General features: G+C 74.1%; 11 protein-coding genes. 1 reads left to right on the forward strand and 10 read right to left on the reverse strand.

What is annotated here, in order from left to right:
* The first annotated feature begins 9 nt into the window (after positions 1-9).
* On the forward strand, positions 10-966 hold the full coding sequence (locus AB1673_03665; GenBank protein MEW6153076.1) for a stage II sporulation protein M: 957 nt from the start codon (positions 10-12) through the stop codon (positions 964-966).
* Here AB1673_03665 and AB1673_03670 read toward each other — a convergent pair.
* The 10 genes from AB1673_03670 to valS all read right to left on the reverse strand — a co-directional run bounded on the left by AB1673_03670 (position 944) and on the right by valS (position 13,408).
* Entirely contained in the window at positions 944-2,200 is a 1,257-nt protein-coding gene (locus AB1673_03670) for a DUF58 domain-containing protein (protein ID MEW6153077.1), read from the reverse strand. The two genes, AB1673_03665 and AB1673_03670, sit on opposite strands and share 23 nt — an antisense overlap.
* The gene (locus AB1673_03675; protein ID MEW6153078.1) at positions 2,197-3,168 is read right to left on the reverse strand and encodes a MoxR family ATPase; all 972 of its coding nucleotides are present in this window, start codon (positions 3,166-3,168) and stop codon (positions 2,197-2,199) included. The genes AB1673_03670 and AB1673_03675 overlap by 4 nt, the downstream gene beginning before the upstream one ends.
* A complete protein-coding gene (locus AB1673_03680; protein MEW6153079.1) occupies positions 3,165-4,424 on the reverse strand; it encodes a DUF4350 domain-containing protein in 1,260 nt (419 codons plus the stop codon). The genes AB1673_03675 and AB1673_03680 overlap by 4 nt, the downstream gene beginning before the upstream one ends.
* Positions 4,421-5,320 (reverse strand): DUF4129 domain-containing protein, encoded by a 900-nt coding sequence (locus tag AB1673_03685; protein ID MEW6153080.1) that lies wholly within the window; start codon positions 5,318-5,320, stop codon positions 4,421-4,423. Before AB1673_03685 ends, AB1673_03680 begins: the two co-directional genes overlap by 4 nt.
* 1 nt (position 5,321) lies before the next feature.
* Entirely contained in the window at positions 5,322-6,263 is a 942-nt protein-coding gene (locus tag AB1673_03690) for a hypothetical protein (protein ID MEW6153081.1), read from the reverse strand.
* A 59-nt stretch (positions 6,264-6,322) separates the two neighbouring features.
* Positions 6,323-8,863: an FtsX-like permease family protein gene (locus AB1673_03695; protein ID MEW6153082.1), complete on the reverse strand. Its 2,541-nt coding sequence runs from the start codon at positions 8,861-8,863 to the stop codon at positions 6,323-6,325.
* Position 8,864: 1 nt separating this feature from the next.
* Positions 8,865-9,611 (reverse strand): ABC transporter ATP-binding protein, encoded by a 747-nt coding sequence (locus AB1673_03700; protein MEW6153083.1) that lies wholly within the window; start codon positions 9,609-9,611, stop codon positions 8,865-8,867.
* A gap of 177 nt (positions 9,612-9,788) precedes the next feature.
* Complete coding sequence (locus tag AB1673_03705) at positions 9,789-10,244, reverse strand: DUF86 domain-containing protein (GenBank protein MEW6153084.1); 456 nt, start codon at positions 10,242-10,244, stop codon at positions 9,789-9,791.
* Entirely contained in the window at positions 10,237-10,644 is a 408-nt protein-coding gene (locus tag AB1673_03710) for a nucleotidyltransferase domain-containing protein (GenBank protein ID MEW6153085.1), read from the reverse strand. Before AB1673_03710 ends, AB1673_03705 begins: the two co-directional genes overlap by 8 nt.
* A gap of 250 nt (positions 10,645-10,894) precedes the next feature.
* Positions 10,895-13,408, reverse strand: a complete 2,514-nt coding sequence (gene valS / locus AB1673_03715; GenBank protein ID MEW6153086.1) for a valine--tRNA ligase — start codon at positions 13,406-13,408, stop codon at positions 10,895-10,897.
* Positions 13,409-13,431: the final 23 nt, after the last annotated feature.

Raw genomic sequence — 13,431 nt, forward strand, 5'->3', positions numbered from 1 at the left:
CGTGGGGTCGTGGAGCGGTTGCTCGCCCAGCGCCAAGAGGCGTGGCGGGAGCTGGGCGAACTTGTGACGGCGGCCAGGGGGCGGGCCGAGCGGCTTGGTCCCGACGGTGTTCGCCGCCTCGGTGCTCTCTACCGGTCGGCGGCCGCCGACCTGGCCCTGTTCCGCCAGCGCTGGCCCCACGACCCCGCCGCCGTCCGGCTCGAAGACCTGGTCGGCCGCGCCCGCCACCTCGTCTACGCCGGGACGGCCCGGCGCGAGCCGCTGCGCCGGTTCCTCACCGACGGCTACTGGCGGCGGGTGGCGGAGCGGCCGGGTCTCCTGGCCGTGGCCGCCGCCCTCCTCTGCGCCCCGATGGCCCTGGGCGGAGCGTGGGTCGCCACCGACCCGGCAGCCGCCGCCGGCCTGGTGCCGGGGGGGTTGGCCGGGCCGAGCGGCGGTCCCGCCGACCTCGGGTTCACGGCCGCCGAGAGCGCCGCGTTCTCGACCCAGATATTCGTCAACAACATCCGGGTGGCGTTCCTGGCCCTGGCCGGGGGCATGACCGCCGGTGTGCTCACCGCTTTCGTCCTGCTGTTCAACGGGACGCTTCTCGGGGTGGTGGCCGGGCTCTCGGTCGAGGCCGGGGACGGGGCCAGGTTCGTGCAGCTGGTCGTGCCCCATGGCCTGCTGGAGCTGTCGCTGATCGTGGCCGCCGGGGCGGCCGGCCTGCGGATGGGAATGGCGGTGGTCGCCCCCGGGATGCGCACCCGAGGCCAGGCGCTGGTGGCCGAGGCCCGGCCCGCGGCCGAGCTCGCGCTCGGGACGGCTCTGTGGCTCGTCCTCGCCGGTCTGGTCGAGGGGTTCGTCACGCCCGCCGGCATCGGGGTGGGGCCGGCGCTGGTGTTGGGGACCTCGCTGGCCGCTGCCTTCTGGGCCTTGGTGTGGTGGCGGGGCACCCGGTGCGTCAGAGACGTGCCCGGGACTTGAGCGTGAGGTAGGTCGATACGCACGCCGCCCCGAGCCGCGCCGGGGCCGCCTCCACGACCTGGGCGCCGGCCCGGGCCAGCTGGTGCGCCACCCGGGTGCGGGCCTCGAGCACCTCGGCGGCCACCGAGGCCGCGTAGGCGTCGAGGGGCGTACTCATCGGGCCCGCCACCATGTCGGCCAGGTCGGGGTCGGACGCGCTGGCCACCACCACGGCGTGGCGGCGGGCCAGGACCGGGACGGCTTCGACCAGGGGCCGGGCGGCCCCCTCGTCGAGCAGGTCGGTGAACACGATCACCAGTGCCCGTTTACCGCCGCCCACCCGGCGGAACGCCAGGTCGTAGTCGCTCTCGACGGGTTCGGGCTCGAGGTCGAACAGGACGTCCACCACCGCCCGCCCTCCCCGCCGCCGGGGAGAGGTCCGGCGCCGCACGTCGGCTCCGAAGGCCAGCGTCCCGCACCGGTCGCCCACCTCGTCGGCCACCATGGCGACGGCCGCCACCGCGTCCAGGGCGGCGTCGAGGCGGGTGGCACCCCCGGGCAGGGGTGCGGCCATCAGCCTGCCGGTGTCGACCACACAGACCACGTCGCGGTCCTGGTCGACGCGGTACTGGTTGCTCATGGGCCGGGCCAGCCGAGCCGTGGCCCGCCAGTTGACCTGGCGGATGTCGTCGTCGGGGGAGTATTCCCGGACCGACTCGAAGTCGGTCCCCAGCCCGAGCGGGCCGCGGGTCAGCCGGCCCTGGTCGGCGAAGCGTCCCTGGCGCACAGAGATGGCCAGCTTCCGGGCGGCCGGCAGGTCGGGGTAGACCGCGACCTCGGTGGCTGCCGGGTGGCGGTGGTCCCACCGCCCCAGCCCGAGCGGGCCTGTGGCCCGGGCGGCCGGGCCCGGGAGGCGGTGACGGCCGCGGCGCAGGCCCGTCACGGTGCCCTCGATGCGGCCGATGCCCAGGGCCGGGGCCACCGCCAGGTCGGGAGTCAGGGGTTGGCGCACCTCGAGGGTGACGGCCGTCCCCGGGGGAGCGGACGCAGTCACCGCCAAAGGCGCGGGCACGCCCCGGGCCAGCACGGCCGGCACGTCCACGGCGATGGCCGGTCGGCGCCGGGCCACCGAGGCGTCCACCGCGGTGGCGCTGACCAGGGCCACGACGGCGACAGCCACCAGCCCCGGCGGCACGACGAGGGCGGCCACGGCCAGACCCACCAATACGACCACCACCCGCCGGGTGGGGCTCACTTGGGGACCGGTACCGAGGCCACCGCCGACGCCACCGCGTCGTCGGGCCGGTAGCGCTCGAGCTCGGCCTCGGGCCGCAGCAGGAGGCGGTGGCGCAGGACCGGGCGGGCCATACGCACGACGTCGTCGGGCGTCACGAACGCCCGGCCCGCCAGCCGGGCGGCGGCCTGCGACGCGGCCAGCAGGTGGACGGCGGCCCGTGGGCTGGCCCCCAGGGCGACGCTGGGCAGGCTGCGGGTGCGCCGGACCAGGGCGGCCACATAGGCCGCCACCTCCTCGCTGACGATCGTCGAGCCCGCCTCGGCCCGGGCGGCCGCCAACTCTGCGGGCCCGGCCACCGCCCGCACGTCGTCGAGGGTGGCGGGGGAGACCCCCCGGCGGGCCAGGCCCAGCATGGCCACCTCGGACGCCTCGTCCGGGTAGCCGACGTCGACCTTGACCAGGAACCGGTCGAGCTGAGCCTCGGGGAGCGGGTAGGTGCCCTCGTACTCGATGGGGTTCTGGGTGGCGACGACGAGGAACGGGCTGGGAAGGGGCCGGGCGCTGCCCTCGACGCTCACCTGGCGCTCCTGCATGGCTTCCAACAGGGCGGCCTGGGTCTTGGGCGGGGTGCGGTTGACCTCGTCGGCCAGCAGGACGTTGGTGAACACCGGGCCGGGCCGGAAGACCAGTTCGCCGCCCCGCAGGGTCATCGTGCCGGTGATGTCCGACGGCAGCATGTCGGGGGTGAACTGGAGCCTCCGGAACTCCAGCCCGAGGGCACGGGACACGGCGTTGGCCAGCAGGGTCTTGGCCACCCCCGGGACCCCTTCGAGCAGCACATGGCCTTCGACGGCCATGGCCGCCAGCATCACCTCCAGGGCCTCGTGCTGGCCCACCACCACCTTGGAGACCTCGGCCCTGACCGCGGCCAGCAGGCCCTGCAGTTCGCCGCCACCCCGGTCCGGCTGGTTGCCCTCGTCGTTCACCGGCCGGTCCTCTCCAGGCGGGCCAGGGCGCGGGCCGCGGCCATGATCTCGGGCTCGGTCCGCAGCCGGCCGGACAGCGCGCCGGCCTCGTCCTCGGTGAGGCCCAGGCGGACGGCGGCGGTCACCACCTCGGCCTCGGGTGCGTCAGGGGCCAGACCGGCTCGGGCTCCCACCCGCCGGCGAGCAGCCTCCTGGAGTGGCCGCATGGCCTCGGCCGGCCGCCGGGTGCGGGCCAGCGTGGCGGCCACCGCGTCCACGTAGGCCCGGCGGGGCGGCGGCAGTTCGCGGGTCACGGTCTCGGGCGGCCCCAGCCGCCGCCCGTGGGACCACAGCCCGGCGGCCGCGGCCACCGCCATCCACCCCAGGGCCCATCGCCACCGCCCGGGTAGCGCGGCCAGGCCCTGGTCCCGCCCGAAGCCGTGGTGTTCCTCCGCGAAGACGACCGTGCGGCCCTCGCCGCCGGCCAAGGCCAGGCCCAGGGCAGCGTTGCCGGCCTCGGCCAGCACCCGGTTCTGCAGGGACGAGGTCGAGGCCAGAGCGAGCACCGTCCCGCCGCCGCTTGCCTGGTGGACGGCGGCCAGGTCCCCGCCCGGGCCGGCCACGACGGGGAGGAACGCCCCGCTCGAGACCCAGGTGCCCGGCCCGTTGGACACCACGTCGCCGGTGCCTTCGATGCCGCCCGCGGGGACAACGACGGAGCTCCTCCCGGCGGCTGCCGGCGACCACTGCAGCCGTGCGGCCGGGGCGCCCGCCAACGAGCGAAGAGCGGCCGCCGTGCCGGGGCCCGACACCACCAGCCGGCCCCCGGCACCCACGAACCGGGCCAGGGCACGGCCTTCGGCCGGGCCCATCTCGCGCGGGTCGGCCACCACCAGTGTCGAGCCCGGATCGAGGTCGGCCCCGCCGAGGGGCACCCGGAGCCGCACCACCGGGTGGCCGTAGGCGGCCAGCAGGTCGGCGTAGGCCGCCAGCCCGGCGCCGGTGGTGGCGTAGGACGACGAGGTGGGCCCGCTCGGCCCCCGCCCCGTGATGGCGTCCAGCCCGGCCAGCCCGACGTTGACCGCCAGTACCAGCCCGGCGACAACCGTCACCACCCGGGCACCGGGCGGAACGGCCCGCCAGCGCTCGCCGAACCCGCGGCCGGGACCGCCGCCTGCCGAGCCTGCGCCCGCCCCGCCGCCCGACCCGCCGCCCGCCCCGCCGCCCGACCCGCCGCCCGCCCCGGGAGTGACGTCGGGTTCCGGCCCTGTGCTCATCGGTCAGCCCGTGAGGTGGCGGCGGCCACGACCGCCGGCCATCCCGACCGGGCGGAGCCGAGATCGTCGGGCCCGGCCCGCCGACCGCCGTAGGTGACCTCCTCGAAGGTGGCCGTCAGGCCGTCGAGCACGGGGGACCCGACGAGGCGGGCCAGCTCGCCAGTGGTGAGGGCGGGGCGGTCCTCGACGACGCCGGCCCGGTCGAGGCGGGCCAGCCCGGCCCGGAACCGCAGGCGCAGGGCGAGGTCGAGGTCACCAGCGCGTTCGGCCGCGTCGGCCCGAGCCTCCAGTTCCTCGGGGTTCTCGTCTCGGGGGCCGCCCCGGGCCGCCCCGCGCCGCTCGACGCCGGCCGAGGTCCGACGCCGGAGCAGGCCGATGCTGGCCAGTGCGGCCACACCCGCGACGGCCACGAACAGCACCACGGCCGCGGCCGTGTTCTCGGCCACCCGCGCCCACAGCCGCCCCACGGGCTCGCCGACGGGTCGCAGCCAGCCGCCGACCCGGCGGAGCACGCCTCGGAAGGGGGCGATCGAGGTGCCCGGCTGGAACTTGTCCTGGGACAGCGTGCGGCGGGCTTCGGCGCTGGCTGCGGCGGCGTCCACGACTGCACCTGCGCCCGTGCTCTGGCGGGCGAGGGCCCGGAGGCGAGCGCGCAGGTCGTCGCCCTCGGCCCCCGCCAGGGCCCGGTCGAGATCGGCGGGCCGGCCGTCAACGGAGGTGGTGGCCCGAAGGCGGGCCAGGGCCGCGGGGTCGGACGCGGCCCGCTCGGCCAACGCGGCCAGCTCGGCCGAAGTGACGTCCTGGGCGGCCGCCGGTCCGGCCCCGGCCAGTATGGGGGTAACCGCGACGGCGAGCACGGCGAGCGTGGCCCACCACCACCGGGCCTTCAACGCCATTTCACGGCCCACCGGTCGCCCGGCCCGACCCGCCCCAACCCGGCGGTGGCGGCCAGAACGGAGGCGGCTCGTCAACGGTGGGAGGGCCCGGAGGCGGGGAGGGGGCCGGGAACCCGCCCGGAGGGGGTTCCACGCCGACCCGCCGGGCCAGCAGTTCGAGGTCGAACCCCTCCTTGCGTACCCGCAGGTCGAAGTAGACGACGGTGATCACGGCCGCGGTGAACGGCGTCGTCAGCACGCTGCCGGCGGTCGTCGCCACCGCCTGGGCGGCGGCCACGGCCACCGAGCCGCCGCCGGCGATGATCACGCCCGAGAGCACCCCGCCGAACACCGACTGGACCATGGCGGCCAGGATCACCGAGACGACAACCGCCACGGCCGTCGGCCACCAGCGTCCTTTCACAAGTTCGTGGGACCGCCTCAGCGCCTTGGTGCCCCGCAGGTCCTCGAGCAGGAGGACAGGCACGGCCACGACCCAGGCGCCGTAAAGGTAGACGCCGGGTATGACCAGCGCGAGGAAGGCCAGCATCAACAGCACCCCGGTGACGACCGCCAGCCAGGCCAGCGAGCGCAGGCGCGACCAGGCGTAGGCCAACGACGCCCGCCAGTCGGGCCGCTGGTCGAGGTAGGCGCCGCTGACGATCATGAAGCTGGCGGCGGTGGCGATCTGGGAGGACAGGAAACCCAGCAGGGCCACCACCAAGATGCCGGCGAGGAACGCCCAGAAGTCGGCGATGCCGAACTCAGGGACCGTCTCGGGGGTCGTCGAGAAGGCGGCGAAATCGGGGAAGGTCGAGACCTGCACCAGGGCGCTCACCACCGCCACGGGGGCGACCACCACAGCCACCGCCTTGACGAGGTGTACGAACCGCTGGCGGTAGATCTTGATGGCCAGGTCGAGGACCTCGCCGATCGAGAGCGGGCGCAGCTGGGCGGCATCCACCGGGACGAACGTACCCGGTGGCCGTCCGCGCCGCCTCGGTCTCGGACGGTCGCCGCGGGTTACTCGTAGGTGATGGCCGACAGGACGTCGAGGCGGGCGGCCCGGCGGGCGGGCCACACGGCAGCCAGCACCCCGGCCAGCGCGGCCAGCACCACGTAGGACAACAGTTGGCCGGCGGGGATGACGAGCACGTCGATGCCCTCGTCGGCCAGCGCCCGCTGGAGGGCCCAGCCGAAGAACACGCCCACCCCCAAGCCGAGGATCGCGCCCATCACCGAGGTGATCATCGACTCGACCCTGACCATCGACCTGACCTGGCGCCGGCCCATGCCCACGGCCCGCAGCAGGCCGAGCTCGCGCGTCCGCTCGAACACCGACAGGGCCAGGGTGTTCACGATCCCGAACAGGGCGATGACGATGGCCAAGGCCAGCAGAGCGGTGATCAGGCCCAGGAGCTGGTCGATCTGGCGGCGGTTCTCCTCTTTGACCTCGGCCTGGTCTCGCACGGTGACGTTGGGGTAGTTGGCCGCCACCTCGGTGATAGCCGCCCGGGCGGCACCGGCCGACACCCCGGGGGCGACGGTGGCCAGCACGACGAAGTCGAGGCGGTCGGTGAAGTTGGCGTCGAACATCTCGAGCGAGATGAGGTGGCTGCCGGCCAGCTCGTTACGCCTGTAGGTGCCTCCCACCTGGACCTGCTGGGTGCCGGTGCGGGCGAACGTCATGGGCACGGTGTCGCCCACCGACCACCCGTTGGCCGCGGCCGCCGACTCCTCGACGAGCAACTGGCCCCGAGCCAGGTTGGCGAAGTCGCCCTCGACCATCTCCAAGTTCAGGGTCTCGCGCAGGTTGGTGGCGGTGGCCCCGAACAGGTCCTTGCGGGCGCCGTCGAGCTCCCACGGGCCGGTGGCCAGCTCGGTGACTGCTCCCAGCTCGGCGCGGGTAGCCAGGTCCTCGGCCAGCTTGGGGCTGATCGACGGCATGAAGTTCGACGTGTTGATGGCGAAATCGGCGGCTAGCGAACGGTCGAATATACGGGTGCTCGACTCCTTGATAGAGGCCGACAGCACGCTCACGCTGCCCACCAGCCCCAAGCCGATCATCAGGGCGGCGGCCGCGGCCGCGGTCCGGCGAGGGCTGCGCATCGAGTTCTGCCGGCCCAGCTTGCCCGCCATGCGGCCCATCCGGCTCAGCGGGGCCCCGATGACCCCGGCCAGTGGTCGGGCCACCAGGGGGCTGAGCATGGCCACCCCGATGAAGGTCAGGCCCGCCCCCAGGCCCACGAGCGGGAGCCCGTTGTCGAGGTCGGCGAACAGACCGGTGAACAGGGCGGCGAAGCCGGCGGCCACCGTGGTCCCCCCGGCGACGGCCCGCCGCCGCAGCGACCCGTCGCCCCCGGCCCCGCCGTCGCGCATGGCCGTCACGGGTGCCACCCGGGCGGCCCGGCGGGCGGGCGAGACGGCGGCCGCCAGGGTGACGACCGTGCCCACCAGGAACGAGGCCACGACCGTTCGAGGGAGGAACTGCACGGTCGTCGAGGGGAGGTCGATCCCGAACCCGCCCAGCAGGGCCTGAAGGCCCAGGGCGAAGAGCACGCCCAGGCCCAGGCCCACGGCCGACGACACCAGGCCCACGACCAGGGCCTCGGCCAGCACCGTCCCCAGCACCTGGCGGCGGCTGGCCCCCAAGGCCCGCAGCAAGGCCAGCTCACGCGTGCGCTGGGCCACCAGGATCGAGAACGTGTTGAAGATGATGAAGGCGCCGACGAACAACGAGATCCCGGCGAAGGTCAGCAGAGCCGTGCCGAAGAACCCCATGGCCTGCTTGACGGCCCGGGCGCCCTCGTCGGCGACCTGGTCGGAGGTCACGACCTCGATGCCCGCAGGCATGGCCGCCGCCACCCGGGCCCGCAGCTCGATGGAGGTGAGCGTCCCGTCGCCGGCCGCGTCGATGGTGTCGAAGCGGCCGGGCTTGCCGAAGACCCGCTGGGCGGTCCGCAGCTCGAAGGCGGCGATCGTGGCCCCGGCTAGGTTGTCCGCCGTCCCGAACCCGGTCAGGCCCACTACGGTGAACTGGTCCGTCCCTGTGCGGAAGATGACACCCACCTGCTGGCCCACGGCCAGCGAATTGCTACGGGCCGTGCGTACGTCGATCACGACCTCGCCGTCGCGTTCGGGAGCCCGTCCTTCCCGGAGCTGGAGAGGCGACATCTCCTCGATCGTCCCCCAATTGAACCCCAGGGTGGGAGCCCCGGTCGTGGCCACCACCTCGCCTGACGGCTTGATGATCTGGGCGTAGCCACCTACCGAACCCTCCACGAGGTGGACACCTGGCACCGAGGCGACGGTGGCCAGCAGCCTCTCGTCGATGGTGTCGCGGATGACATCGACCCCGGTGTCACCCCCGAAGCCCGACTCGGCCCGCACGATCACGTCGATGTTGGCCGAGACCTCGCCGAAGAGGTCGTCGAACGTGCGATTGATGGTGTCGGTGAGCACGAACGTGCCCGATACGAAGGCCACGCCCAGCACGACCGACAAAGCGGTCAGGGCCAGGCGGAGCTTGTGGGCCAGCAGGCCTTTGAGGGTGACCTTGACCACCTCAGCTCCCGAGGGACTTCAGCCGGTCGAACACCGTGTCGGGGGTGGGGGCCGCCAGTTCGCTCACGATCTTGCCGTCGACGAGGAACACGACCCGGTCGGCGAACGCCGCGGCGTTGGGGTCGTGGGTCACCATCACGATCGTCTGGCCGAACTCGTCGACCGACCGGCGCAGGAACCCGAGGATCTCGGCCCCCGAGCGCGAGTCCAGGTTGCCGGTGGGCTCGTCGGCGAACACGATCTCGGGGCGCGACGCCAACGCCCGGGCGGCCGCCACCCGCTGCTGCTGGCCCCCCGACAGCTCGGTCGGCTTGTGGGCCAGGCGGGAGCGCAGGCTCATGGTGTCGATCACCTGGTCGAGCCACGCCTGGTCGGGCCGGCGGCCGGCCAGGTCGAGGGGCAGGGTGATGTTCTCGGCCGCCGTGAGGGTGGGCACGAGGTTGAAGGCCTGGAAGACGAAGCCCACCCGGTCCCGGCGCAGCAGCGTCAGCGCCTTGTCGGACAGTCCGGTTACCTCGGTGTCGCCGATCCAGGTCTGCCCGCTGGTCGCCTTGTCCAGGCCGGCCATCAGGTGCATGAGGGTCGACTTACCCGAGCCCGACGGCCCCATGATGGCGCTGAACTGGCCGTGGGGGAACTCGATCGTCACCCCGTCGAGCGCTCTTACCTGGGCGTCGCCCGTGCCGTAGACCTTGACCAGCTCGACCGCCCGGGCGGCGGCGGTCGTCTGGGTACTGGCGGTGGCCATCAACCCTCCTCGGAAACCGTCGACGTGCCCCCAGCACGAACTACCGGGCCGCCCCTGTCGGTTCCCGACCCTCGGACCGTGCCCGATGGGCGGCGGCACAGGGCAGCACCTCGGCCAACAATACCGGCCCGATATTGCCCGGCGGACGGTCCGAAACCCGCGGCTCTCTGACGACCGTCAGCAGGTGGCACTGGGCGACCGCTTCCGCGACCCCGGCGATCGGGCCGCCCACGCCCTCACCTGGTCGGCGAAGGCCCGAAGGTCGTCGAGCTGGTCGAGGCGCGCCAGCACGACATCGTCGTCGACGGCCGCGTAGCCACGCACGAGCACGTTGCGAAAGCCGGTGGCCCTCGCCAGGCGTTCCCCGAGCTCGTGGTCGATGACGCCGTGCCGGGCCAGCAGGCGCACGGCGTCGGCCGACTGCTCGGCCGGGCCCCACAGCTCGGAGGCGAGCAGGTGGTGGGCGATGTCCAAGACGGCCTCGACGGCCGTCACGAACCGGTACTTCGTGCCCGACAGGCGGGCCTCGTCGGCGCGCAGCGTGGAGCGGTCCTCAGCCGCCCGGTCGCCCAGGATCGAGACCTGCTCCCCGAGGCGCTGCAGGAGCCGGGCCAGGCGGTCGGGGTCAACCATCGTGGGCGGGGCTGGTCCCGGTCCCCAGGACGGTGGCCACCAGCCGGGCCCGGCGGTCCTCCTCGTCGAGGTAGCGCTTGGTGCGGTCGGCCTGCCACCCGACCCGCAGCGGGGGGTCGTCGTCGAGGACCAGCACACCGCGCTGGGCCACCCGACCGGCCAGTTCGAGCCCCGCCGTGTCCAGGACCAGCAGGTCGACCGCCGGGCCCAGCTCGACGTCCCAGGACGGCACCGGGCGCCCGAACCAGGCGGCGACGTCGAGGTCGGAACCGGCCCGGGCCGTGCCCGCAACCCGGCTCCCGTGGACGAAGGCGAACACCGCCCCCGCTCCCCGGAGACGCCGCCGAAGCGTGTCGAGGGTCAGGCCGGGGGGCATTTCCAGCTGCTCGGCGCGGCGCACCCCCCGAGTCTACGGACCGGCCAACCCTCGCAGGCCCTGTTACCGGACGGCGGTGGACGGCGTCATGCAGTACCGGGGCCAGAACCCGAGCCCTTCGCCTGGGAGGCGACCAAGGCCTGCAGCTCCGCTATGCGGGCCAAGCAAGCATCGACCGTCGTAAGCGAGCCCCACTACCTGCCGGCTCCCCGCCGTCCACCTGCGCTATTGAGGTTCGAGGGAGGCTCGGCGGGCCCGGCGGTCCTCCCCAGCCCTACGCCAGGGTGACCTCGACGGCCAGCGCCTCGCCGGCCGACTCGACGGTTTCGAGGACCGCCACCCGGCCGGCCTCGCGCACGTCGGCGGCCACCTGCGCCAGGGCGGCCAGAGTGGCCGGGGGGGCGGTGACCACGACCCGGGACACGTCGGCCCGCATGGAGGCCTTGGCCGCCGTCTTGGCCTTGCGGACCTCGGCCAGCACGGCCGCGGCTGTCTCGAACAGGGCCGGTTCGCCGACCGCCCCCAGCTCGGCGGCCGACGGCCACGGGGCGCGGTGGACCGAGCCGTCCTGCCACCACGACCAGACCTCCTCGGTCACGAACGGCAGGAACGGGGCGAACAGGCGCAGGAAGGCCGACAGGGCACCCGACAGGGCCAGACCGGCCGACGCGGCGGCCGCCTCGCCCGCCGAACCGTAGGCCCGGGCCTTGACGAGCTCGACGTAGTCGTCGCAGAACTCCCAGAACAGGGCCTCGGTGCGCTCCAGGGCGCGGGCGTAGTCGTAACCCTCGAAGGCGACCGTGGCCTCCTCGACGAGCGCCGCCACCTTGGCCAGGAACGAGAGGTCGAGGGCCTCGGTCACCTCCCCGGTCCCGTCCCCGCCGGGGAACGACAGCACGAACCGGGAGGCGTTGAGCACCTTGATGGCCAGGCGCCGGCCGACCTTCATCTGGCCCTCGTCGAAGGCGGTGTCGACCCCGGGCCGGCCGCTGGCCGCCCAGTAGCGCACGGCGTCTGAGCCGTACTGGTCGAGCAGGCCCAGGGGCGTGAGCACGTTGCCCTTCGACTTGGACATCTTCTTGCGGTCGGGGTCGAGCACCCAGCCCGAGATGGCGGCGTTGCGCCACGGGAGCGAGCCGTGCTCGTAGTGGGAGCGCACCACCGTCGTGAACAACCAGGTGCGGATGATCTCGTGGGCCTGGGGCCGCAGGTCCATGGGGAACACCCGGGCGAACAGGTCGGGGTCGTCCTCCCAGGCCCCCGCCACCTGGGGGGTGAGCGACGAGGTGGCCCACGTGTCCATCACGTCGGGGTCACCGGTGAACCCGCCGGGCTGGTCGCGCTGGTCCTCGGTGAAGCCATCGGGCACGTCGGTCGACGGGTCGACGGGCAGGCGGTCCTCGCCCGCCAGCAGGGGGTGATCGTAGTCGACCTCGCCGTCGTCGCCGACGCGGTACCAGACGGGGAAGGGCACGCCGAAGAAGCGCTGGCGGCTGACCACCCAGTCGCCGTTGAGGCCGTTGACCCACGACTCGAACCGGGCCCGCATGTAAGGCGGGTACCAGGCCAGCTCGCGGCCCCGGGCCAGCAGGTCCTCGCGGGCGTCCATGACCGAGAAGAACCACTGGCGGCTGGTGACGATCTCCAGCGGGCGGCTGCCCTTCTCGAAGAACTTGACGGCGTGGGTGATGGGCCGGGGCTCGCCCACCAGGTCGCCTGATCCGCCCGCCATCTCGACCATGGCCGCCCGGGCCTGGCGCAGGTTGCGCCCCGATATCCGGTCCCAGGCCGGCCCCGGGGCTACCCCTTCGGGCGGCGCATCGACGACCCGGCCGTCGCGGCCGACGATGGCCCGGGTGGGCAGGCCGAGCTCGCGCCACCACACCACGTCGGTGGTGTCGCCGAAAGTGCAGATCATGGCGATTCCCGTGCCCTTGTCGGGTTCGGCCAGGGGGTGGGCCTTGATGGGGACCTTGACCCCGAAGACCGGCGTGGTCGCCTCCTGGCCGAACAGGGGCGCGTAGCGGGGGTCGTCGGGGTGGGCCACCAGGGCGACGCAGGCGGCCACCAGCTCGGGCCGGGTGGTGTCGATCAGCAGGTCCTCACCGCCCGGGCCCCCGAAGCGCAGGCGGTGGTAGGCGCTCTGCTGCTCGCGGTCCTCCAGCTCGGCCTGGGCCACGGCCGTCTGGAAGTCGACGTCCCACAGGGTGGGGGCCAGGGCCTGGTAGGCCCGGCCCTGGGCCAGCAGGCGCAGGAAGCCCCGCTGGGACACCCTCTGGGCCCGCTCGCCGATCGACGTGTAGGTCATCGACCAGTCGACCGACAGGCCCAGCCGGCGCCACAGCTCCTCGAAGGCCTGCTCGTCGGTGGCCGTCAGGCGCTCGCACAGCTCGATGAAGTTGGGGCGGGAGACGGCCACCGGCCGCTCGGGCGGCTCGGCCGGGGGCTCGAACCCGGGGTCGTAGGCCAGGCTGGGGTCGCAGCGCACGCCGAAGTAGTTCTGCACCCGGCGCTCGGTGGGCAGGCCGTTGTCGTCCCACCCCATGGGGTAGAAGACCTCCCGGCCCCGCATGCGCTGGAAGCGGGCGATGGTGTCGGTGTGGGTGTAGGAGAAGACGTGGCCCACGTGCAGCGACCCGCTCACGGTGGGCGGCGGGGTGTCGATGGAGTACACCTCGGCCCGGGTGGCGTTGCGGTCGAAGCGGAAGGTGCCGGCGGCCTCCCACCGCTCCCCCCACTTGACCTCGAGCCCTTCCAGGCTGGGTTTCTCCGGGACCTCGCGTGCCATGGCCGCCCACCGTAAACGATGTT

The organism is Actinomycetota bacterium, from assembly GCA_040754375.1.
In the GTDB taxonomy this organism is placed as follows: Bacteria; Actinomycetota; Acidimicrobiia; order Acidimicrobiales; family AC-14; genus JBFMCT01.